General features: G+C 35.6%; 23 protein-coding genes. 12 read left to right on the top strand and 11 right to left on the bottom strand.

The window, feature by feature from the left end; translation table 11 throughout:
* Position 1 precedes the first annotated feature (1 nt).
* The 4 genes from ACTJIP_RS11890 to ACTJIP_RS11875 all read right to left on the bottom strand — a co-directional run bounded on the left by ACTJIP_RS11890 (position 2) and on the right by ACTJIP_RS11875 (position 2354).
* Positions 2-499, bottom strand: a complete 498-nt coding sequence (locus tag ACTJIP_RS11890; RefSeq protein WP_077416951.1) for a F0F1 ATP synthase subunit B — start codon at positions 497-499, stop codon at positions 2-4.
* Positions 500-583: 84 nt separating this feature from the next.
* The gene (gene atpE / locus ACTJIP_RS11885) at positions 584-778 is read right to left on the bottom strand and encodes an ATP synthase F0 subunit C (RefSeq protein ID WP_002979108.1); all 195 of its coding nucleotides are present in this window, start codon (positions 776-778) and stop codon (positions 584-586) included.
* A 47-nt stretch (positions 779-825) separates the two neighbouring features.
* Entirely contained in the window at positions 826-1923 is a 1098-nt protein-coding gene (atpB, locus tag ACTJIP_RS11880) for a F0F1 ATP synthase subunit A (protein ID WP_077416949.1), read from the bottom strand.
* A 59-nt stretch (positions 1924-1982) separates the two neighbouring features.
* Entirely contained in the window at positions 1983-2354 is a 372-nt protein-coding gene (locus tag ACTJIP_RS11875) for a hypothetical protein (RefSeq protein ID WP_428168495.1), read from the bottom strand.
* A gap of 156 nt (positions 2355-2510) precedes the next feature.
* On the opposite strand from ACTJIP_RS11875, the gene ffh reads away from it, so the two are divergent.
* A complete protein-coding gene (ffh, locus tag ACTJIP_RS11870) occupies positions 2511-3869 on the top strand; it encodes a signal recognition particle protein (RefSeq protein ID WP_077416947.1) in 1359 nt (452 codons plus the stop codon).
* A gap of 68 nt (positions 3870-3937) precedes the next feature.
* Here the strand turns inward: ffh and ACTJIP_RS11865 are convergent, their stop codons facing one another.
* The 6 genes from ACTJIP_RS11865 to ACTJIP_RS11840 form a co-directional block, all read right to left on the bottom strand.
* Complete coding sequence (locus ACTJIP_RS11865) at positions 3938-4600, bottom strand: porin family protein (RefSeq protein ID WP_077416945.1); 663 nt, start codon at positions 4598-4600, stop codon at positions 3938-3940.
* A 72-nt stretch (positions 4601-4672) separates the two neighbouring features.
* On the bottom strand, positions 4673-5335 hold the full coding sequence (locus ACTJIP_RS11860) for an outer membrane beta-barrel protein (RefSeq protein WP_219072784.1): 663 nt from the start codon (positions 5333-5335) through the stop codon (positions 4673-4675).
* Positions 5336-5407: 72 nt separating this feature from the next.
* Positions 5408-6064: an outer membrane beta-barrel protein gene (locus tag ACTJIP_RS11855; protein WP_077416940.1), complete on the bottom strand. Its 657-nt coding sequence runs from the start codon at positions 6062-6064 to the stop codon at positions 5408-5410.
* A gap of 459 nt (positions 6065-6523) precedes the next feature.
* Positions 6524-7021 (bottom strand): hypothetical protein, encoded by a 498-nt coding sequence (locus ACTJIP_RS11850; protein WP_047385284.1) that lies wholly within the window; start codon positions 7019-7021, stop codon positions 6524-6526.
* A 132-nt stretch (positions 7022-7153) separates the two neighbouring features.
* Positions 7154-7816, bottom strand: a complete 663-nt coding sequence (locus ACTJIP_RS11845; RefSeq protein ID WP_077416938.1) for a porin family protein — start codon at positions 7814-7816, stop codon at positions 7154-7156.
* Between the two features lie 119 nt (positions 7817-7935).
* Positions 7936-8895, bottom strand: a complete 960-nt coding sequence (locus ACTJIP_RS11840) for a PhoH family protein (RefSeq protein ID WP_077416937.1) — start codon at positions 8893-8895, stop codon at positions 7936-7938.
* A gap of 133 nt (positions 8896-9028) precedes the next feature.
* On the opposite strand from ACTJIP_RS11840, the gene ACTJIP_RS11835 reads away from it, so the two are divergent.
* The 7 genes from ACTJIP_RS11835 to rplI all read left to right on the top strand — a co-directional run bounded on the left by ACTJIP_RS11835 (position 9029) and on the right by rplI (position 14993).
* Positions 9029-9856 (top strand): SAM hydrolase/SAM-dependent halogenase family protein, encoded by an 828-nt coding sequence (locus ACTJIP_RS11835; RefSeq protein ID WP_077416935.1) that lies wholly within the window; start codon positions 9029-9031, stop codon positions 9854-9856.
* A 63-nt stretch (positions 9857-9919) separates the two neighbouring features.
* On the top strand, positions 9920-11227 hold the full coding sequence (locus ACTJIP_RS11830) for a dihydrolipoamide acetyltransferase family protein (RefSeq protein WP_440704613.1): 1308 nt from the start codon (positions 9920-9922) through the stop codon (positions 11225-11227).
* A 262-nt stretch (positions 11228-11489) separates the two neighbouring features.
* Positions 11490-12113 (top strand): hypothetical protein, encoded by a 624-nt coding sequence (locus ACTJIP_RS11825; protein WP_219072785.1) that lies wholly within the window; start codon positions 11490-11492, stop codon positions 12111-12113.
* Between the two features lie 42 nt (positions 12114-12155).
* A complete protein-coding gene (locus ACTJIP_RS11820; protein ID WP_440704612.1) occupies positions 12156-13508 on the top strand; it encodes a chloride channel protein in 1353 nt (450 codons plus the stop codon).
* A 195-nt stretch (positions 13509-13703) separates the two neighbouring features.
* Complete coding sequence (gene rpsF, locus ACTJIP_RS11815) at positions 13704-14045, top strand: 30S ribosomal protein S6 (protein ID WP_077416927.1); 342 nt, start codon at positions 13704-13706, stop codon at positions 14043-14045.
* A gap of 34 nt (positions 14046-14079) precedes the next feature.
* Positions 14080-14382 carry a 30S ribosomal protein S18 gene (rpsR, locus tag ACTJIP_RS11810; RefSeq protein ID WP_034706728.1) on the top strand — a complete coding sequence of 101 codons (303 nt, stop codon included), beginning with the start codon at positions 14080-14082 and terminating at the stop codon, positions 14380-14382.
* 107 nt (positions 14383-14489) lie between these two features.
* Positions 14490-14993, top strand: coding sequence for a 50S ribosomal protein L9 (rplI, locus tag ACTJIP_RS11805; RefSeq protein WP_077416925.1), 504 nt, complete (start codon positions 14490-14492; stop codon positions 14991-14993).
* Between the two features lie 179 nt (positions 14994-15172).
* On the opposite strand, the gene ACTJIP_RS11800 is transcribed toward rplI, so the two are convergent.
* Positions 15173-15976 (bottom strand): helix-turn-helix domain-containing protein, encoded by an 804-nt coding sequence (locus ACTJIP_RS11800; RefSeq protein WP_077416923.1) that lies wholly within the window; start codon positions 15974-15976, stop codon positions 15173-15175.
* Positions 15977-16113: 137 nt separating this feature from the next.
* On the opposite strand from ACTJIP_RS11800, the gene ACTJIP_RS11795 reads away from it, so the two are divergent.
* From ACTJIP_RS11795 to ACTJIP_RS11780, 4 genes are all read left to right on the top strand, one after another.
* Positions 16114-17448 (top strand): TolC family protein, encoded by a 1335-nt coding sequence (locus ACTJIP_RS11795; protein ID WP_232538965.1) that lies wholly within the window; start codon positions 16114-16116, stop codon positions 17446-17448.
* A gap of 5 nt (positions 17449-17453) precedes the next feature.
* Positions 17454-18500 carry an HlyD family secretion protein gene (locus ACTJIP_RS11790; RefSeq protein ID WP_440704611.1) on the top strand — a complete coding sequence of 349 codons (1047 nt, stop codon included), beginning with the start codon at positions 17454-17456 and terminating at the stop codon, positions 18498-18500.
* Between the two features lie 277 nt (positions 18501-18777).
* Complete coding sequence (locus ACTJIP_RS11785; RefSeq protein WP_440704610.1) at positions 18778-20340, top strand: MFS transporter; 1563 nt, start codon at positions 18778-18780, stop codon at positions 20338-20340.
* Between the two features lie 247 nt (positions 20341-20587).
* Positions 20588-21949 (top strand): aldehyde dehydrogenase, encoded by a 1362-nt coding sequence (locus tag ACTJIP_RS11780; protein ID WP_440704609.1) that lies wholly within the window; start codon positions 20588-20590, stop codon positions 21947-21949.
* The last annotated feature ends 34 nt before the right edge of the window (positions 21950-21983 follow it).

Genomic DNA, 21983 nt, shown 5'->3' with positions numbered 1-21983 from the left:
CTTAGTTAAGGTTTGATTTGTTTAAATAATTTTGAACTAATTCGTTTTGAGCTTCGCTGTTGTCTAATTTTTGTTTCAAGATAGACTCAGCAATGTTTACAGATAAAGTACCAATTTGAGTTTTGATGTCTGCCATAGCAGCATTTTTCTCAGCATTGATAGTCTGTTTAGCAGCTTCGATCATTCTGTCTCCTTCAGTTTTAGCAACATCTTTAGCTTCCCCTACGATTCTGTCTTTAATTTCTCTAGCTTCTTTAAGGATAGCGTCTCTTTCGATTTTAGCTTCACGAATGATTCTTTCGTTATCCTCTTTTAAAGTTTCCATTTCTTTTCTAGCTAATTTAGCTTGATTAAGAGCGTCAACAATAGATGTTTCTCTGTCATTGATAGACGTTAAAATAGGTTTCCAAGCGAATTTACCTAACAAAAATAATAATGCTAGAAAAATAACAGACTGGATAATAAATAATCCTGACGAAAACTGATGAATTAATTCCATTATATAAATGTATAAATAATTATTACTTTTTTTTAAAGAACCATTATCTGTAACCAACCGTCACAGATAATGGTCTGATTTCAATTAGTTTACTGCGAATAGAGCAGCAAACGCAACACCTTCTACAAGTGCAGCTGCGATAAGCATAGCTGTTTGGATTTTTCCAGATTGCTCAGGTTGTCTAGCGATAGCTTCAAGAGCAGCAGCTCCGATTTTACCAAGACCGATACCTACACCTAGTACTACGATACCAGCACCTACAATTTTAGGGATTTCCATAATATATAATTTTAAAAAATTTGTTTTACTTTAATTTATAATTTCAATTAGTGAGCTGCATGATGTTCATGCTCGTGCTCTTGTACTGCCATTCCGATAAACAGAGCTGATAACATTGTAAAGATATAAGCCTGTAGGAATGCTACCAATACCTCTAGTAAATAAATTACCAATGTAAGGAAAGGGAATGCAACACCTGCGATAAAATTCTTAAATACATAGATCAATCCGATCAAACTCATTACTACGATGTGACCTGCAGTCATGTTTGCAAAAAGTCGGATCATCAATGCGAATGGTTTAGTGATTGTTCCTAATAGTTCGATAGGAAGCATGATCAGCTTCATTGGAACTGGTACTCCCGGCATCCAGAAGATGTGTTTCCAGTAATCTTTGTTAGCTGAGAATGTTGTAATCAAATAAGTAAGGATTGCAAGGAAAAATGTCATTGTAATATTACCTGTAACATTAATTCCGAAAGGCATTAATCCTAAAACGTTAAGAAAAAGAATAAAGAAGAATACCGTTAATAAATAACCCATAAATCTCTTATACTTATGTCCGATGTTTGGAATAGCAACTTCATCTCTTACGAAAATAATTAATGGCTCTAAAAATCTTGCAGCACCGGTAGGAACCACTGATTTTTTATAAGACTTAGCCATACCACCGAACAACACTAACATAAAGATTGATACTAATAAAATGATCAGTACACTTTTTGTAATTGAAAGATCTAATGGTTTTACGTTAGTTGGGTGACCGTGATCATCAAGAGTTATAGTTCCAGCTGCATCAGTCTTATAGATTTTCTCATGGTGCAATACATAAAAAGAACCGTCTACTTCAGTAGGCTCTCCGTGCATGAACCCTTCTTTGTTACTCATGAAAGAGTGAAAACCATTGTCATATACAATAACAGGAAGAGGGAAACCGATGTGGTGACCGTCTTTATCAACCATCAATGTGAAATCATGTGCATCCAACAAGTGATGATCGATGAACTCTTTGTTTTCTTTGCTTACTTTGTCTTTCTCTGAAAGCTCTTGAGCAGGAGCTGCCCCGGCAGTAGCCTCACCGTGCTGTGCAGACACTAAGTTTAATACAAAAATACTGTAGAATAAAACTGCGAATTTCTTAAACATTGATAGGTTTTTTTCGTTGTGCAAAAATATGATATTTTTTCTAGTTTCAATAAATTATTTTACTGTTTTTTATCATGATTAATCAGCTTGATCGCATAGTATGTAAGCAGTGCTGTCAGGACAAAATAAGGGATGATAAAATGGAATTTATAGCCTGGAATCACTTCAAAGTTCAGTTTTTTTCTGATTAAGTACATCAAACCGAATTTTAAAAGAATCAAACCAATGACAGACAATCCTAAAAATTCCGGCACTACTCTATTGATTAAGATAATAAGAGTAATCATCATCATAAACATGACGCTCAAGAAAAGATAAAACTTAATGATCACAATTTCATCCAGGTGAAAAACAAATTTCCAAAGAGAAAAATGCACCAGGAACGTCAGAAAGAATAAAATGACAACAAGAATATTGGGATTGATTTTCATTCTAAATTTTAATAGACCGCAAAAATAGACTTTTTCTATCGTATTATGATAAGATTTGATATATATCATTTTTTCTTATCTATATAATATTACGTCCCGACACTTTAGATATGCTAAAAATTCCTTATTTTTGCAAACCTATAATTTACAATAAATATGTTTAATAGTTTACAGGATAAATTAGACAAGGCATTACATAATATTTCCGGTAGAGGAAAAATTACTGAAATCAATGTAGCGGAAACCGTAAAGGAGATCCGTAGAGCATTGGTAGATGCCGACGTTAACTATAAAGTTGCAAAAGATCTTACTAAAAGAGTTCAGGATAAAGCATTAGGAGAGAACGTTCTTACTTCCCTTACGCCTGGACAGCTGATGACGAAAATCGTCCATGATGAATTGGTAGACCTTATGGGAGGTTCTCAGGAGGGAATCAATCTTTCAGGAAAACCATCTGTAATTCTTATTGCAGGTCTTCAGGGTTCTGGTAAGACTACATTCTCAGGAAAGCTTGCTAATTATTTACAAACAAAAAGAAATAAAAAACCTTTATTGGTGGCATGTGACGTTTACCGTCCTGCTGCGATTGACCAGCTAAAAGTTTTAGGTGGACAAATCGGGGTTCCAGTTTTCACAGAAGAAGGTTCTACAAATCCTTCTACGATTGCTGAAAACGCAATTAATTTTGCAAAATCAAACGGTCATGATGTTGTGATCGTGGATACGGCAGGTCGTTTGGCAATTGATGAACAGATGATGAACGAGATTAAGTCAGTTCATTACTTCATTAAACCAGATGAAACACTATTCGTTGTTGACTCAATGACAGGTCAGGATGCTGTGAATACGGCAAAAGCATTCAACGATGCTTTGAATTTTGACGGAGTTGTTTTAACTAAATTAGATGGTGACACCCGTGGTGGAGCTGCTTTGACGATTCGTTCTGTTGTTGAAAAACCAATCAAATTCATTTCTACAGGAGAAAAAATGGAAGCTTTAGACCTTTTCTACCCGGAAAGGATGGCAGACAGAATCCTGGGAATGGGAGACGTTGTTTCCTTGGTAGAAAGAGCTCAGGAGCAGTTTGACGAAGAAGAAGCTAAAAAACTTCACAAAAAAATCGCTAAAAACGAGTTTGGTTTTGATGATTTCCTAAAACAGATCAATCAGATCAAGAAGATGGGTAACATGAAGGACTTAATGGGCATGATTCCTGGTGTTGGAAAAGCGATCAAAGATGTAGAAATCAGTGATGATGCATTCAAGCACATTGAAGCGATTATCTACTCTATGACTCCTGAGGAAAGAAGAAGACCTTCTATCATCAATACTCAGAGAAAAGGAAGAATTGCTAAAGGTGCTGGAAGAAAAATCGAAGATGTAAATCAACTGATGAAACAATTCGACCAAATGGGTAAAATGATGAAGATGATGCAGGGCCCTCAAGGAAAGCAGATGATGCAGATGATGAGCAAGATGCCAAATATGCCGGGAATGGGCGGAATGGGAAAATAACAAGACAAAATCATTCATAAAAAAACTCTCAGAATTTCTGAGAGTTTTTATTTTATCTGAATATGGGTTTATTTAAATTTATACCCTAGCCCCAGCTGGAAGAAATTCATTTTTAATGTTTCACCATCTACAGGGTTCTTGATCATATTGGTAAGACCAAAGCTATAGCGTGCATCTACAAATAATCCTTTATGGATGTTGTAATCAGCTCCTAAGAAAATACCAAAATCTGTGGATTTCAATGTATCATTCAGATACCTTTCTACATAACGCTCTCCTTCTCGGATTCCTGAAGGATCTACCATTCCTGCATTCGGACCGCTCATCTCAAATTTCACCTTGTTATTGGTCTTAAAACTCACATACGGACCTGCATAAATACCTAGTTCCGGAGTTACATAATATCTTGCAGACACAGGAATTACAATTCTGTTAAGGTTCATCTTTTCAGTTACTGTAATACCTGGCAATGAAACTTCTGCTTTTCCTCCAAGATTAGCATATTCAAGCTCTCCCTGAATAGCAAATTTGTTATTGAATTTGTGTTCAACCAAACCTCCAACATAAAATCCGGATTTAGATTTCATGCCGCCTTCAATTCCACCAAATTCAAAATCACCTTCATTAGTATTCAATTTTGATAAAGCATATCCTGCTTTTAACCCGAATGTGGTTTGCGCATTTAAACCTGCAAATAAAGCGATTGCAGACGCTAATAAGATTTTTTTCATGATTATTAAATAGTTTTATAGTAAAGAAGTCCTAAGATAGCAATCTCAGGACTAATTCATCTATTTTATTTATTATTTTGCAAATACATATTTAACTCCAAAAGTCACGGAAGTTAAACTGATCCCAAATTTGTAGTCATCAGCTCTTTTGGCACCGTCAATATCTCTTTTGTAAGTATTGTACCCGAACTCTCCTATTGTTGCTTCAATTGACCAGTTCTTCGTTATGAAATAATCCAGACCCGGCTTAATATTCACTCCAATGTTAGTATAGTTATTTTTTTGCATAAACGGAGCGGAAAGTATAGGATCTCCACCATTACCATCACTGTTAAAATCCAACTCTTCCTTGCCAAACTCCAATGGAACCTGCAATTGTCCGAAAATGTATAATTTATCAGATAAAGTCCAGTATTTTCTTATGAATGGAGCTACCACAAATGCGTTATCCGTATTTTTTATTTCAACCGGATTACTGAATTCACTTGCATTTACTTTGTATTTGGTAACAGCACTTTTGTATCCTACTCCTAGTCCCACCGCTAAATTTGTATTAACGAAATAACCTGCTGTAGGAAGAATCCTGATTACATTGTCCTTTCTGTTCCCACCAAATTCATTGGTTTCCTTGTGATAAAACCCTACCTGTCCTGAAAGATAAGCAGTTCCTTTAGCAATCTGTGCGTTTGATAAACCAAAAAGCGCAACAGCGCCCATCAATACGATTTTTTTCATGATTATTATATTAGTTTTATAAAAAAAAGCCCTAAGAATTTCTCAGGGCTTTCTTGCTATATGCTTTGTTTATTATTTTGCAAATACATATTTAACTCCGAAAGTTACAGAAGATAAATTCAATCCGAAGTTATAGTTGTTTGTAGCATCACCATCTTTTGGCTTGTAGTTGCTATAACCGAACTCACCGATAGTAGCTTCGATAGACCAGTTCTTGTTTAAGAAATAATCTAAACCTGGCTTCACAGTAACACCGATTTTAGTGTATTTAGCTTCAGTAGAAGTAGAGTTTGTAACAACTGAATTTCCAGAAGTAGCTACAGAGTTAGTTTCAGTTTCAGTTTTTCCAAACTGCATTGGCACTGCTAATTGTCCGAAGAAATATAACTTGTCAGATAAAGTCCAGTATTTTCTTACGAATGGAGCAACAACAAAAGCTGGAGTTTTAACGATGCTTTCGTTTACAATTGTAGTGTTTCCTAAAGTTGCTGTATTAGTTACAGTGTTCTTTTCAGTTTGGTAACCAATTCCTAATCCAACTGCTAAGTTAGTGTTTACGAAATATCCAACTGTAGGTAATACGTTGAAGTTTTCTTTTTTAATGTTTCCGTTGTTAGATTCTTCTTGAGAATAACCAACAGATCCTGATAAATATGTAGTTCCTTTAGCAATCTGAGCGTTTGATAAACCAAAAAGTGCAACAGCACCCGCTAATAATATTTTTTTCATTTTAAAAAATTTTAATACTTTCTGAGGGCAAATTTACAGTGGTCCCTATTAATATTAAAATTTGTTAATGTGATTAATATCATTGTTAAATTTTAGAGTATTGTAAAAATAAATCATAGTTAAGAGAAGTTATTGAGTTTTTCACAATATTATGAATAAAAAAACTCCATTTTACTAACGAGAGGTGAATATGTTTACTTTTTTAAATTTTCGTTTTTTTTCTAAAACCCCATGAATTCTGGAAAAATGCCAAAATAAGTTAACCTAAAATATTAATTTTTAAGTTATTAACTCTTAAAAATTAAACATTTGTTTATAATATGAAGTTGTTTTTATCTTTCCTAATCGCTGTAGTGCCATTATTTCAAAAATTTCTGATAAAAGGTCTGTACAGTCTGCTTATATTATATCAAAAAAACTCCGGCCTTCGGCCGGAGTTTTTAATATGCAATTGCTTTCTTATTTCAAAAAGAAATTATAACCAATGTTAACAGCTCCTACATTCCAGCTATCTCTGTACCAACCATAGTCACGTCTGTTACTGATTGACTGATATCCGATGTACAACTCTCCTTTAGACATTTGATATCCAAATTTAGGCTGTGCATAGAAACCACCATCTACTCCATCTTTTGTAGAGATACCATATCCCAGGTCTAATCCTACAAAGATAGGAGCTCCAGAGAATCTGTATTTACCGGAAACAGCTACAGGAATAAATCCGAAATCATCAAAGTGATCTTTTCCGAAGAAATGAGAATATCCTGTTGTTACCCCAAGGTCAAGACCTTTAGCAATATTCCACATATAAGCAGCATCCACTCCTAATGTAAATGAAGATACATCACTTGCATCAGACACAGGAACCCCAATATGTCCACCAATTTTAAAACCTTCCTGCGCTTGAGCAGCACCTCCTAAAAGTGCAAAAGCACCTAGTAATAATAGTTTTTTCATTTTTTTAGTAGCTTTGAATTATTCTGCAAAAGTACTAATTATTTTCATCATAAGGATACAACTGCTCTACAACGAGAAAAGCAGAACAATTTTTGTCCTGCTTTTTATTATTTCTAAATAAGATTTTCAGAATTAGTTTCCTCCGAATTTGAAACCTACACCCACCTGAGCAAAGCTGTTCTTTACAGTACCTCCACTATTATCGTTAGATAGGTTGGATACACCTAAGCTGTATCTTGCATCAAAGAAAAGTCCGTTCTCCAGCATATATTCAACTCCTAAGAAAGGAGCAAGGTTTAAAGATTTGATATCTTTTTTAATATCCACATCACCAGTATCTCCTTCCACTTCTACATCAAGGAAATCTGAGCCAATTACAGTTTTTTGTTTAGCCGTAAGAATAATTCCTACGTTAACACCTGCTGCTACAGAAAAACCTTCAGTAATAAAGTATTTTGCAGAAACAGGCACCAAAAGAGTTCCAAAAGTAATTTTAGTAGACTCACCAAAATACATTCCTCCAGCATTTACTCCATCAATTTTTTCTTTAGCTCCAAGTGGTGAGTATAAAACTTCTCCCTGAACAGCAAAGTTATCATTGAATTTGTACTCAGCCATTCCACCGATATAGAAAGTATATTTAGGAGACATTTTTCTTCCGTCAAGATCATCTTGCTTATCATCTAGTTTAATAGTTGACATTGCGAAACCAGCTTTAGGACCAAATCGAAATTCCTGAGCGTTTGCAGAAATTCCCATAACAGCGACTGCTGCAACAAGTAAAAGTTTTTTCATGTTTAATTAGTTTTTACATTCAAGGTCTGCAAAACTAATTATTTTTTTCAAATTAACAAATTTTAACTAACCAATTTAAGGTTAATAAAAGGTTAACGGAAACTTTCACCTATTCTTAACTAGTCGTTTCTTAGTCTTTTGTCCTCATCATTATAAGCAAGAATAATCTTTCTTACCACCGGATGTCTTACCACATCCTCTTCTGTAAGATGCACAAACCCGATCTCCTTCACTCCGTTTAAAATCCTCATAGCTTCTTTCAGCCCGGACTGCTGGTTTTTCGGAAGGTCAATCTGGCTCGGATCTCCTGTGATAATGAATTTAGCATTCATACCCATTCTGGTAAGGAACATTTTCATCTGTGCATGAGTTGTATTCTGCGCTTCATCAAGAATCACAAAAGCATCATCAAGGGTACGTCCTCTCATGAAAGCCAAAGGAGCTACTTCAATTACTTTTTTCTCCATAAAACCTTCCAGTTTCTCATGGGGAATCATATCACGAAGTGCATCGTACAAAGGCTGCAAATATGGATCCAGCTTCTCTTTAAGGTCACCGGGAAGGAATCCCAGACTTTCTCCCGCTTCTACAGCCGGTCTTGTCAGAATGATTCTTTTCACTTCTTTATCTCTTAAAGCTCTTGCGGCCAATGCTACACTGGTATATGTTTTTCCAGTTCCAGCAGGACCAATGGCGAAGACCATATCCTTTTTCTCCGTCTCCTTTACCAATTTTTTAAGATTGGTTGTTTTAGCCTTAATAACTTTTCCATTGACTCCTTTTACGATAATATCCTGATCAAAAACCAGTTGTTTCTCATTTTCGTCTTTAATATTTAGTATATTTTCAACGTCTTTCAGGCCTATTGAGTTGTTTTTGGAGATAAAACTGACAATATCATTCAGTTTTTGTTTCAGTATATCTAAAGCTTCCTTATTTCCCATGGCAAAGATGACATGATCTCTTCCTGTAATTTTAATGGTTGGAAAGCTTGATTTTATTAAGTTGAAATATTGGTTATTAACTCCATAGAAGATTTTCGCATCGATATCTTCCAAATCATATGTTAATTCAAACATGCAGTATTTTTATTTTTAGATTTTAAAATTAAAGCTTTTTTTCAAATTTATATCAAATTCTTTTCAACAATCTTTCGGGCTTTCTTTTTATTTTAAATAACTTTGCAATACTACATTATTCTAGAAATTGCTCATGTCAATTATTACCCTTACTTCGGATTTCGGAAATTTAGATTACAGAGTTGCCGCTGTGAAAGGCAAAATTCTGTCTCTAAACCCTGAGGTTAATATTATTGATATAACCCACGATATCCAGGCATTCAACCTTATACAGACTTCGTATATTGTAAGAAATGCTTATAAATATTTTCCTAAAGGAAGCATTCACATCATTTCCGTAGACAGTTTTCACAACAGATCAAGAAAGAATATCATTTACAAAGCCGATGGATCTTACTTTTTAGCGGCAGATAACGGTCTTTTAAGCCTTATCTTTTTTGATATTAAACCGGAAGCAATCTATGAACTTACGCTTAACAACCGTTTTGATGACATCATCAACTTTACTTCTACAGATATTTTTGTTCCTGCAGCGGTACATCTTGCCAATGGCGGACTCCCTGAAGTCATAGGGCGAAAAATAAGTACAGCCAAACAACTGATGTTCCCAAGAGCAGTTTATAATGAATCGGAAGGCATGATTATCGGCGAAGTAACTTATATTGATAATTTCGGAAATATAATCTCAAATATCAACAAAGACTTTTTTGAAAATATCAGCAAAGGCTATGATAGTTTTACCATAAAATTCAGAAATTTAAGCCTTTCAAGGATATTTTCCAGCCATACGGAGGTTGTTTCAGACTGGGAAAGGGAAACAGAATTCCATGGGCAGTCTGCTGCTATTTTCAATGATAGTCAATTATTGGAGCTTACCATCTATAAAGGAAGTAAGAAAAACGGTGCTAAAAGCCTGTTTGGATTGAATGTGGGCGAAAATATTTATATTGAATTCAGCTAAGATTATATATTTCATAAAAAAACCGATTTTTTTTATATATTTGTCAAAATCTAAAAATCAAAAATGGCAGAATACAAATTATTGCTTCCTTCCATGGGAGAAGGTGTTATGGAAGCGACAATTATCACTTGGTTATTCAATGAAGGTGATAACGTAAAGGAGGATGACTCCGTAGTAGAAATTGCAACAGATAAAGTAGATTCAGATGTTCCGACACCAGTTTCGGGGAAAATCGTAAAAATTTTAAAGCAAAAAGATGAAGTTGCAAAAGTAGGTGAAGCCATTGCTATTTTAGAAATTGAAGGAGAAGGCGCAGCTTCAGAAGAAGTAAAAACTGAAACTCCGGCGGCTACTCCGGATGCTGACACTTTAAAAGCGATTGAAGAGCCTTTACAAACAACAGCTGCTTCAAACGTAGAATTCTCAGGAGATCTTTATTTATCTCCACTTGTAAAATCTATTGCACAACAGGAAAATATTTCTGAAACTGAACTGAAATCTATCAAAGGAAGCGGTTTGGAAGGAAGAATTACAAAAGAAGATATATTAGCATATGTTGCTAACAGAGGAAACCAGCCGGTTCAGCAGGCGGCTCCTGTACAGGCAGCATCCACTCCGAAACCAGCAGTATCTGCTCCGGCAGCTACAATCTCGGTAAGCGCAGGTGATGAGATCATTCCTATGGACAGAATGAGAAAGATCATCGCTGAAAACATGGTAAAAGCAAAACAAATTGCTCCACACGTTACTTCTTTCATCGAAACAGACGTTACTAACGTTGTGAAATGGAGAAATAAAAATAAAGCAGTATTTGAAAAGCGCGAAGGTGAGAAATTGACTTTCATGCCGATTTTCGTAAAAGCTGTAGTAAAAGCAATTCAGGATTTCCCAATGATCAATGTTTCTATCAATGGTGAAAACATCATCAAAAAGAAAAACATCAACATCGGTATGGCTACTGCCCTTCCGGACGGAAACCTTATTGTTCCTGTAATTAAAAATGCTGATCAGTTATCACTTTCAGGTCTTGCAAAAGCAATCAACGATCTGGCTTACAGAGCAAGAAACAAGAAATTAAGACCTGAAGACACTCAGGGTGCAACCTATACTATTTCTAACGTAGGAAGTTTCGGAAACCTTATGGGAACCCCTATCATTCCTCAGCCTCAGGTAGCTATTTTAGCAATCGGAGCTATCGTTAAGAAGCCTGCAGTTCTTGAAACAGCTGATGGTGATGTAATTGCTATCAGAAACTTAATGTTCATGTCTCACTCTTATGACCACAGAGTGGTAGACGGTTCTTTAGGAGGAATGATGCTGAAGCATGTTCACGACTATCTTGAAAACTGGGATCTGAACACAGAAATATAAGTAAATATACAATCAGCAATAAAGTAATTTTTGCCGGTTTTAAATACAAACCTCCGTTTTTCGGAGGTTTTTTTGTTTTTGTTAACCAAAACTCAATGAAATATCAAAAGATCAAACAACATAAAATAACAATTACAAATATTTAAATAAAAGGCATTTAATTTATTAAATCAATAACAAATTAAACACAATTCTATCTACAATAACTTTTTTGGAAGTTAGATTTATTAGCGTTATTTTTAAACTTAAATAATATTCAACAATGGATCTGGATTACAGAAAGTATGACATGACTAAATTTTCTGATTTCACCGAACAGGATGAAAATCTCATTGCTGAAGTCTACGATCAGCTTTCTGCGGTCTATGAAATTTCTGTAATTGATCTTAAAGAGTCTCCCTATGAACAATTCAGTTCTCATGATCTCTATCCCATATTCATCCCTCAAATCTGTTATTTTGTAAAAGACAGAACGACAGGTGATTCTTTCTATCTTTTTATCGTCAGCAAAGTTGGAATGACATCCAAAGGAGGCCGGTTAGGTCGTAAATTTGACACTATTCAACTTTGGGGACTCAAAAAACTGGAGAAAGATTTTGGGTATATCTCCATCAATAAAAAGAAATTAATGGATAAGATTGCAGGAATATTCAGCAGTTTTACTATCAATTTTAAAGATCATGAATTTAAAGATTTCTATGTTTTAGGAAGTGATCAATTTAAAACCATGAATTTTCTAACTCCAAAAAGAAAAGCAGCTATAAAAACTTTTCCGAATGAAAATTTCAAACTTGAAGTGAAAAACAATATTTTAAGCTTTGGTTTACCGGAAATACTTACAATTGGAAACGCTGAAATCATCTCAAAATTTTTAAACCACATATAATTTTCAAAATTTTACCGTAATTTCATCCCTCAAAACAGACAAATGCTGAAAATTTTCATCCTGATACGGAAATCCATCAAAAATTCCTTTGACAATATCCGGAACGAACAGCTGAAGTACAATCTGCTTCAGGCTATTCCTTTTTGGATAGGATCTGTTATTACAGGTTTTTTTGCCGTCATGTATGCACAGATATTTGCCTGGGGTGAACATCTTATGAATTTTATCTTTGACTGGCATGCATGGATGATTTTCATCATCGCTCCCATAGGATTTGTACTTTCCTGGTGGCTGGTGAAAGAATTTGCGCCCAATGCCAAAGGAAGCGGTATTCCACAGGTCATGGTTGCGGTAGAACTCGCCAATCCGAAAGAACACCGCAAGATTAGAAGCCTTCTGAGTATTAAGATTATATTTTTCAAAATCCTGTCTTCAGTCATTCTGGTCATCGGAGGAGGTGCGGTAGGACGTGAAGGACCTACTATTCAGATTGCAGGCTCTGTTTTCAGAAAAGTCAACGAGTATCTTCCCGAATGGTGGCCGAAAATTTCCAAGAAAAACATGATTATGACAGGAGCCGCAGCCGGGCTTGCAGCAGCTTTCAACACTCCGTTGGGAGGTATTGTTTTCGCTGTGGAAGAACTGTCAAAAACCCATATCAATTACTTCAAAACAGCTTTGTTTACTGCAGTAATTATTGCCGGTCTTACAGCACAAACACTTGCTGGTTCTTATTTATATCTGGGATATCCGAAGACCAATGATGTTTCTTTAATGGTTATGTTTCCCATTGTACTTGTTGCTGCAGTTGCTGGTATTCTAGCCAGTCAGCTTTCTGTTGCGATGCTTAAAATCAACAGTTGGAAAAAAAACAAACTGAAAACCGATAAGGCCAATGTTATATTTCTGATCATTTGTGCTTTGATTATTGCCTCAATCGCTTATTTCATCAACAGGGAAATTCTGGGCTCCGGGAAAGAAATTATGGAGCGTGTTCTTTTTACGAAGGACAAGCATGAAGACTGGTATGTTCCGGTTCTAAGAATGCTTGGCCCTGCCCTTTCTTTTACTTCCGGTGGTGCAGGAGGAATTTTCGCCCCTGCTCTCACAGCGGGAGCAAGTATAGGCTCTGTTATTTCAGGCGCCATTCATTTAACACCCAACGAAACCAATGTTGTTGTTCTGGCCGGAATGGTAGCTTTTCTCACGGGAATTACCAGGGCTCCGTTTACTTCAGCAATTATTGTTTTGGAAATGACAGACAGACATTCATTGATTTTCCACCTGATGCTGGCAGGAATGGTTTCTTCCATTGCTTCTATTTTAGTAAGCAGACATTCGCTGTATGATGTATTGAAGGTCAATTTTCTGACGGAGTTAAGACAAAAAGATTAGTCAGAAATTGTCCGTTGAAAGTTGATCGTTTGGAAAAGTATTGTATTGAAAATAGCTTTTCATTAAGAATATCCCCAATATTAAACTTGAAACTATAAACCATCAACATGCAACTATTTCATGAATCCTCTTGCATATAAGAAATATATTCTCTACTTTTGCACCTCGAAATAATTAACAAATTCATTTAACATTATGAACAATTACGAAACTGTTTTCATTTTAACTCCCGTTCTATCTGAGTCACAGGTAGAGGAAGCAGTGAACAAGTATGTAGATCTTATCAAAGAAAAGAACTGCGAAATCGTTGCTAGAGAAAACTGGGGATTAAAAAAATTAGCTTATCCTATCCAATTGAAAAAGAACGGGTTCTATACTCTAATCGAATTCAAAGGAGAAGGTAGTGTAGTAGCTGATCTAGAATTAGCATTTAAGCGTGACGAAAGAGTAATCCGTTACCTTACTACGAAACTTGACAAACATGCTGTTGAGTATGCTGTAACTAGAAGAACTAAAGTAAAAGCAGCTAAAGCTTAATTATTAACCCTATTTTTTTTAAAAAAGACAAGACATGGCAATAGATGAAATGGCTAAACAAGCCTCAGCTGGAGGAGAATCAGAAGTAAAATTCCTTACTCCGCTTGATATCAATACAAAATCTGAAAAGAAATATTGTAGATTCAAAAAATACGGAATTAAGCACGTTGACTACAAAGATGCTGATTTCTTATTACAATTTGTAAACGAGCAGGGTAAAATCTTACCAAGAAGATACACTGGAACTTCTTTAAAATACCAAAGAAAAGTTTCTGCTGCTATCAAAAGAGCAAGACACCTTTCTTTACTACCTTACGTAGCTGACTTATTGAAATAAGACAAATAAATAAAAGAAGAGAGCAGTCTCTTCTTTTGTTGCTGAATAAATAATTAATTCTAACTTGATTTTAGAACACTCTAAAATCTTTAAAAAGGACAACAACAATGGATATCATCCTAAAACAAGACGTAGAAAACTTAGGACTTGAGTTTGATACAGTAAGCGTAAAGCCAGGTTATGCTAGAAACTTCTTACTTCCTCAAGGAATTGCTCTTTTAGCTACACCTAAAAACAAAGCTGCTTTAGAAGCTACATTAGAAGCTAGAAAAGAAGAAGAAGCTAAATTAATCGCTGCTGCTAACGCTGTAGTAGATCAATTAAAGAAAACTTCTATCACTATCCCTGCAAAAGTAGGTTCTGGTGACAAATTATTCGGATCTATCAACAATGCAGATCTTTCTGCAGCTCTTGCTAAAGCTGGAGTTTCTGTAGAGAAGAAATATATCAAAATTCCAGGGAACACTATTAAGAGAACTGGTAAAGTAACGGCAAACATCAGATTACACAGAAACGTTGAGTACAATTTCGAATTCGATATCGTATCTGACGCTCCAGTTGTAGCTGCTCCTGCTGCTAAAAAAGAAGAAGTTAAATCTGAAGAAGCTTAATTTTAAGCAACTGAGATTTTCTCGCAATATCAACCACTTCAATTATTTGAAGTGGTTTTTTTATTGAATTACCCCATCTTCTTGCGTTGCAAAAATCCACCTCTCCAGAGAATAGAATTTCCTCCCGATAAATCTCATAACAAAAAAGCTATTACTGCTCTATCAAACACTTCCACTCACTACTTATCCCCTCTCAGTTTCTGCTGATATTCCGTAGGAGCAATACCGATTACTTTTTTGAAAATATTACTGAAAGACGACAGGCTATTGTATCCTACCATCATTGCTATTTCGTACATATTGTATTTTCCTTCCAGCATTAGTTCAAGGGAACGGGTAATTCGTAATGCCCGTAGAAAACGGACGTAATTCATGCCTAGAATCTCTTTAAATTTCCTCGAAAGGGTTCTGGTACTCATTCCGAATTCTTTGGCCGTAGATTCTATAGTAAGGGGTTTTTCAAGGTTCGCATGAATATATCTTGCAATCTTTAATAGTGTTTCATCCTTAGGAAAGGGATGCTGTATGGGAAATGCAAGGTGTCTGTGCTTTTTCTCGTGTAAAACTCCTTTAAGGGCTTTGAGAAAAAAATATTTAGAATGGTCATTTTTTGTGATTTTCCCATCCCATTCTTTAGTATATAAAATCATCTCCCGAAGTAGATTATTAACAGAATAAATATTAATTTCATCAAAAAAGCCATTTTCGCTTTCTTCCTTCTTAAAATAAAAATTATATAAATCAACTTTCGGACTGGTAGAAAAAATGTAGTGAGGTGTTCCGGCAGGAATCCACATAAAGCACCTTGCAGGAAGATACCAATGCTTCTGATCTGTAAAAACATGCACAATACCTCCTTCTGCATATACTAATTGTGCAGAACTGTGATAATGAATCTCTGTTGTTACATTACCTGTAAGGACATGATAGATGTAAAATTCGGCATCATCCTCTTCTACGGCTTTAAAATGACTGTCATTCATGAAATAAAGATAAGAAGATTTTTCAAATTGGCGTAAATGAGCAAATCTTTTTCTGTTTTCACAAATCAGGTCTTACTCTTGTCGTCGTAACTTTGCTGCATCAAAATCATTTTTAGCAAAAATCCTTTAATTAATTTATGAATATCATATTTAACGCATGCCGATATCTGTGCATGGCGTTGTGCTTATTATTGAGCAGCTTTTTACATTCACAGATGATAGATTATCAGCATCTCGGCTTACAACAAGCTGTAGAGATTGGTCTGAAAAACAACAAAAACATACAGATAAGTCATCTAAAACAGGAAATGTCCGCTACCAAAGAGAAAGATCTCAAAATGGAAAAGCTTCCGGACATTGAATTTCATACCAGCTATACTCAGGTAACCAATTTGTATCAGCATCAAAATGGCGTATTTAACAAAGCGACAAGGTATGATGCGATCAATGGGATGTATGATTTTACATTATCTGCATCAATTCCTGTGTACATGGGCGGCAAAATAAAAAATACAGAAAAAAAAGCGGCTATTGACACTGAAATATCTGCTTTAAGAACGCATTTGGATGAGAGACAGCTTACCATGGAAATCATCACAGCTTTTCTGCAGATCCATCATTTAAAAGAACAACAAAGTCTCATTAATGATAAGATGAAAGAAGATTCTGTTAACATTAAACAGGTAAAAGCTCTTAAAGCCAACGGAGTCGTAACAGTGAATGAAGTATTGAGAACTTCATTACAGCTTTCCAATCATAAAATGAGCTGGACAGAACTGGATAACGATATTCAGATTGCAGAGCACAAACTGAAAACAATTCTTTCTCTTCCGGAAATTCAGGAAATGCATGTGAATACGGAAGATCTTATTTCGGAGAATGCTGCGATTCCTTATATTGATGATTTGACTGAAACAGCTTTAAATAAAAATGAATCCGTTGAAATCACTCACAAAAATCTTTCACTGAAGGAATTGGATCAAAAAATCACCAAAGCGAATTACTTACCTAAAATTACAGCAGGCGGAGAATATTTTTTAAAGTATCCGAATATGATGTTTTTTCCTCCCGAACCTTATGCATACCGTCTGGGAATGATGGGTGTGAATCTTAGCTATCCTATCGAAAATCTGTATAAAAATAAATACAAAATGCAGGAAGCACGGGAAAATATAGACCTTGCCAAGCTTCAGATAGCAGAAAATGAAGAGAAAATAAGACACAGTGTCTACGAAGCCTACAAAAAGTTTGAAGAAACAGACCAGAAAGTGAAAATTGCTGAAGAAGCGATTGACCAGGCTAAAGAAAACTATCGCATTGTAAGAACAAAATATGCGAACAAACTAAGTCTTATCACTGAACTGATTGATGCCGACAATACTTATCTGGAGGCAGAATCTAACCTTATTTCCGTAAAAATAAACCGACAACTTAAATATTACCAACTCCAATATACGATTGGAAACTTATAAAAACTATGGCACAGAAACAACTGACACAAAAGGAAAAAAGAATCAACAAGTCCATTACTTTACTGGCCTGGATCCTGATTATCAGCGGAATTACAGGAATGGTCAGTTTTTATCTTTTTTCAAGAAAGAATGTCACTACCAACGATGCACAGATCGAACAATATATCACTCCTGTATCCAGCAAGGTTTCCGGATTTATCAAAGCAATACAGTTTAATGAAAATCAGTTTGTACACAAAGGTGATACTTTGATTATCATAGACAACAGAGAGTTTGTGAATCAGGTACAAATGGCAGAAGCCAATCTCCACGCCAATACAGCTACCATCAGCACTATTGAAAGCGGTGTCAATACTAAAGAAAGCGATACAAAGATCATTGATGCCAAAATTGCTTCTGCAAGAATTGATATCTGGAGAACAGAACAGGATTTTAAAAGATATAAAAACCTGCTGTCAGAAGATGCCGCTACCGAACAGGAATTTGAAAATGTAAAAGCTTCATATGAACAGTCAAAGGCCAATCTTCTGGCATTGGAACAGCAAAAAAATGCAGTAAGAGCCGGAGCCAATGAACAGCAGACCAAGGTTGCCCCTGTTAAAAGCCAGATTCAGCAGAGTTCTGCAAGTCTGAATAATGCCAAACTCTATCTTTCTTATACTGTAATTACGGCTCCCTATGATGGGTGGGTTGGAAAAAAGACTATTCAGGAAGGGCAATTGATTAAAGAAGGTCAGGCTTTGGTACAGATGGTCAGCAAAGAAAAATGGATCATTGCCAATTACAAAGAAACACAACTTGGACAGATTGATCAGAACCAGGAAGTCATTATTACTGCAGATGCTTATCCCGACGTAGAATTTAAAGGAAAAATACTTTCCGTTTCTCCAGCATCAGGATCACAGTTTTCTTTAGTAAAACCTGATAACGCAACCGGAAACTTTGTAAAAATTGAACAGAGATTTCCTGTAAAAATTATTCTTGATAATAATAAAGACAACGAAAAACTGCTTTCCGGAATGAATGTTCTGGTGAGCGCGAAGAAGATATAAGTTTGAGTGCGGGAGTGAATTGAAGTACTAGAGTACAAAGTTATTCAATTGAAAATCACTTCAAATCAATACATTTCATACTTTACGATTAAATTATTTTTTTAGCGAAAAGACAAGACTGCAAAATAGCGAATCTGCAAATTTTTTCTTAAGCATATTTGCCATTTTACCTTTTACTTTTACACCTTGCTTTTTTGTCTTTTCGCATTTTAAACTCAGGCTGTGAGTTTACTTATCTGCCTTTTCAGCATTTATCTTTTAATGCTTTCAAAAAATTATGCAACACAATACAGTTTATCATAAATGGGTACCACAATGGCTGAAACTGCCGCTTCTTATATTGGCATTGTTTCCCCACCTGATGTTGTTGTCGCTTTTGCATTCCAACAGCGCCTTCACCTCTTCTTTTATGGATGTTGATTCAGATGACATTCAGTATTTAATGATTTTGATGTATGGGACATTTGTGGTTACCCTTTTAGTTTTACAGCGGTTTATGGCTTATTTCAGCGTCAAATATTATGTCCTGCTGATGGCCTCTATTTCTGTTATTATACTTTACATTTTATCGGTAACTCACGATTATCATGTTATTTTGGTGATCCGGTTTTTAGAAGGAATTTTCGGGCTGTTGGAAGGGGCTATTTTCCTTCCTTTGATTATTGCTGAATTAAAAACGAAACACGCCAAAGTCTTAGCCTACCTTTTCATGTATACTATTATGCTCACCGGGGGTACAATAACCACTTCCCTGTTGAAATCAAGCATTGAGAACTACGATTTTCAGCATATGATCCTGATGATGGTCTATTTCCATGTATTTGTACTGATCATTGGCATTGCTTTATTCAACAGAAACAGATTCTTTCCTAAAAAACCTTTGTACCAATTGGATATTACCAGTTGGTTTTTACTTTGGGTATGCCTGCAGGCTGGCGGTTATGCTATTATTTATGGTAAAAGACTGATGTGGCTCGAGTCTGATACCATTATCATGTGTTTATTTATATTCCTGCTTTCGGGAGGATTATTTATGCTTAAACAAAGAAATTCCAAGAGACCATTATTTCATTTTGAAGTTTTCAGTTCAAAAAATGTGATTGCAGGAATGATTCTGTTCTTCATTTTTTACCTGATCCGATCAGGGCTGAATAATGTCTACAGCATCATGGCTACGGTATGGAAATGGCCCTGGGATTATATTGTAAACATCCAGTACTGGAATGTTGCAGGAACTCTTCTGGGTATAGTATTATCAGGAATCTGCCTGGTGCGTGGAGTTTCCTCAAGAATTGTTTTCTTTACCGGATTTCTGTTACTTGCAATAGACTGTGCATGGTTTACCTATACTTTTTATCCTGACACTGCCCTTTCTACGATTTGTCCGCCTTTATTTCTACAGGGCGTTGCTCAGGGATTATTATTTACGCCGCTAGTTTTCTTTTTGATTTCAGGAACTCCGGAAGAATATGTGCCCAATGCTACAGCTTTAGGAACCACAACCCGTTTCTGGACAACAGCTATTGGTTATGCACTAATGCAGAATCTGATGCTTTTTTTAACCTTAAAACATTCTGATACAATTAGTTATAATTTTACAAACACCAATCCCATTTTTTACAGTCAGTGGAATCAGCTTTTCGGTGCTAATATTTCAAAACTGTCAGTTAATGATTCTTTATCAATGACAGCCGGTGCTTTTAAAGCCAAAATAACAGCTCAGTCTATTCTCCTTTCCAATATGGAAATTTTCACGGGACTTTTCTGGCTCGCATTAATTACGGCCATCTGTTTATTGCTGTATCATCCGGTAAAAATAGCTGTGAGAAATATAATGTAAAAGAAGGGAGCTGGAAGATCGAAGTTCCTGAGATAAAAGTAATACTCAAAGTTCATTTGGATCAATATAAAAAGTTTAATAATTTTTTATTGAAGTAACTACTTGTCTTCAAACAACCAAAAGTAACTTCCATCTCCCTTCTTCCATCTTCCAACTCTATCCTCTATCCAATTTGGCCGGTTTATTGTTCGTATTTTTCCAGCAGCAATATTGCGCAAAGCACTACGTTTAATACAAAAGCTTACGAATGGAAATTGAAAGAATTTTACTGAACCAAAGGGATTTTTTTACAACACAGCAGACCAAAAATCTTGCTTTCCGGAAAATGTATCTTGAGAAGCTTAAAAGCCTTATTATTGCTAATGAGAAAATGCTGTATGAAGCGATTAACAAAGATTTTGGAAAATCCGAATTTGATACTTTCACAACAGAGCTATCTTTTATTCTGAATGATATCAATTATTATATCAAGAATTTAAAATCTCTTTCAAAGCCTAAAAAAGTAAGCACCAATCTTATCAACCAGCTCGGGAGCAGTAAAGTTCATGCAGACCCTCTTGGCTGTGTATTGGTAATCGGAGCCTGGAATTATCCTTATCAGTTATCCCTTTCTCCTGTTATTGCGGCAATGGCAGCTGGAAACTGCTGTATTCTTAAGCCTAGCGAAATAGCTGAAAATACGATGAAGGCGATGGCATTTATCATCAATGAAAACTTTCCACCTGAATACCTTTACGTATACGAAGGTGGTATTGATGAAACGACAGCTCTCTTAAAATTAAAATTTGACAAAATATTTTTTACAGGAAGTACAAAGGTTGGAAAGATTGTTTACAAAGCGGCAGCAGAGCATCTTACTCCCGTAACACTTGAACTGGGAGGAAAATCTCCGGCTATTGTCACCAAAAATGCCAATCTTGAAATAGCAGCAAAAAGAATTGTATGGGGAAAATTCCTCAATGCCGGACAAACCTGCGTAGCTCCCGATTATCTGTTGGTAGAAGAAACCATTCAGGAACAGTTTCTGGAAATGCTCAGAAAATATATCAAAGAGTTTAAATATGAAGCGGGCTCCGGGCAATACACAAAAATTATTAATCAAAGAAATTTCCAGCGTCTTATACACCTTATTGATAAAGATAAAATCTATTCCGGAGGATCTTTTGATGAAGAAAAGCTACACATAGAGCCTACTATTCTGAACCCTATAAACTGGAATGACGAAATCATGCAGGAAGAGATTTTCGGACCTCTCCTGCCGGTTATCAGTTTTCAAAGCTACAATGCAGTTCTCAATTCTGTTTTAGAACTTGAAAAGCCATTGGCTGCCTATCTTTTTACCAATAATTCCGAGGAAAAAGAAATCTTTACACGGAAACTTTCTTTTGGAGGAGGCTGCATCAATGATACGGTAATGCATTTAAGCAATGATCATCTGCCATTTGGAGGGGTGGGAAGTTCAGGAATAGGAAATTATCATGGAAAATACGGTTTTGAAACTTTCTCACATCAAAAAGCTGTTCTTGAAAAAGCCACCTGGGGTGAACCGAACATCAAATATCCACCGTATTCTGAGAAAAAATTAAGCTGGATTAAGAAATTAATGTAATACTCATAGAAATAAAAAAACTGCCTCATTTCTG

This window comes from Chryseobacterium sp. 22543 (genome assembly GCF_052044565.1).
GTDB lineage: Bacteria > Bacteroidota > Bacteroidia > Flavobacteriales > Weeksellaceae > Chryseobacterium.
The sequence above is the reverse complement of the archived record's forward strand: the minus strand, read 5'-3'. Positions and strand labels throughout refer to the sequence as shown.

What these genes read in the sequence shown, in the direction of transcription:
- ACTJIP_RS11890 (WP_077416951.1), bottom strand. Translation starts at nt 499, where the DNA reads ATGGAATTAATTCATCAGTTTTCGTCAGGATTATTTATTATCCAGTCT.
- atpE (WP_002979108.1), bottom strand. Translation starts at nt 778, where the DNA reads ATGGAAATCCCTAAAATTGTAGGTGCTGGTATCGTAGTACTAGGTGTA.
- atpB (WP_077416949.1), bottom strand. Translation starts at nt 1,923, where the DNA reads ATGTTTAAGAAATTCGCAGTTTTATTCTACAGTATTTTTGTATTAAAC.
- ACTJIP_RS11875 (WP_428168495.1), bottom strand. Translation starts at nt 2,354, where the DNA reads ATGAAAATCAATCCCAATATTCTTGTTGTCATTTTATTCTTTCTGACG.
- ffh (WP_077416947.1), top strand. Translation starts at nt 2,511, where the DNA reads ATGTTTAATAGTTTACAGGATAAATTAGACAAGGCATTACATAATATT.
- ACTJIP_RS11865 (WP_077416945.1), bottom strand. Translation starts at nt 4,600, where the DNA reads ATGAAAAAAATCTTATTAGCGTCTGCAATCGCTTTATTTGCAGGTTTA.
- ACTJIP_RS11860 (WP_219072784.1), bottom strand. Translation starts at nt 5,335, where the DNA reads ATGAAAAAAATCGTATTGATGGGCGCTGTTGCGCTTTTTGGTTTATCA.
- ACTJIP_RS11855 (WP_077416940.1), bottom strand. Translation starts at nt 6,064, where the DNA reads ATGAAAAAAATATTATTAGCGGGTGCTGTTGCACTTTTTGGTTTATCA.
- ACTJIP_RS11850 (WP_047385284.1), bottom strand. Translation starts at nt 7,021, where the DNA reads ATGAAAAAACTATTATTACTAGGTGCTTTTGCACTTTTAGGAGGTGCT.
- ACTJIP_RS11845 (WP_077416938.1), bottom strand. Translation starts at nt 7,816, where the DNA reads ATGAAAAAACTTTTACTTGTTGCAGCAGTCGCTGTTATGGGAATTTCT.
- ACTJIP_RS11840 (WP_077416937.1), bottom strand. Translation starts at nt 8,895, where the DNA reads ATGTTTGAATTAACATATGATTTGGAAGATATCGATGCGAAAATCTTC.
- ACTJIP_RS11835 (WP_077416935.1), top strand. Translation starts at nt 9,029, where the DNA reads ATGTCAATTATTACCCTTACTTCGGATTTCGGAAATTTAGATTACAGA.
- ACTJIP_RS11830 (WP_440704613.1), top strand. Translation starts at nt 9,920, where the DNA reads ATGGCAGAATACAAATTATTGCTTCCTTCCATGGGAGAAGGTGTTATG.
- ACTJIP_RS11825 (WP_219072785.1), top strand. Translation starts at nt 11,490, where the DNA reads ATGGATCTGGATTACAGAAAGTATGACATGACTAAATTTTCTGATTTC.
- ACTJIP_RS11820 (WP_440704612.1), top strand. Translation starts at nt 12,156, where the DNA reads ATGCTGAAAATTTTCATCCTGATACGGAAATCCATCAAAAATTCCTTT.
- rpsF (WP_077416927.1), top strand. Translation starts at nt 13,704, where the DNA reads ATGAACAATTACGAAACTGTTTTCATTTTAACTCCCGTTCTATCTGAG.
- rpsR (WP_034706728.1), top strand. Translation starts at nt 14,080, where the DNA reads ATGGCAATAGATGAAATGGCTAAACAAGCCTCAGCTGGAGGAGAATCA.
- rplI (WP_077416925.1), top strand. Translation starts at nt 14,490, where the DNA reads ATGGATATCATCCTAAAACAAGACGTAGAAAACTTAGGACTTGAGTTT.
- ACTJIP_RS11800 (WP_077416923.1), bottom strand. Translation starts at nt 15,976, where the DNA reads ATGAATGACAGTCATTTTAAAGCCGTAGAAGAGGATGATGCCGAATTT.
- ACTJIP_RS11795 (WP_232538965.1), top strand. Translation starts at nt 16,114, where the DNA reads ATGAATATCATATTTAACGCATGCCGATATCTGTGCATGGCGTTGTGC.
- ACTJIP_RS11790 (WP_440704611.1), top strand. Translation starts at nt 17,454, where the DNA reads ATGGCACAGAAACAACTGACACAAAAGGAAAAAAGAATCAACAAGTCC.
- ACTJIP_RS11785 (WP_440704610.1), top strand. Translation starts at nt 18,778, where the DNA reads ATGCAACACAATACAGTTTATCATAAATGGGTACCACAATGGCTGAAA.
- ACTJIP_RS11780 (WP_440704609.1), top strand. Translation starts at nt 20,588, where the DNA reads ATGGAAATTGAAAGAATTTTACTGAACCAAAGGGATTTTTTTACAACA.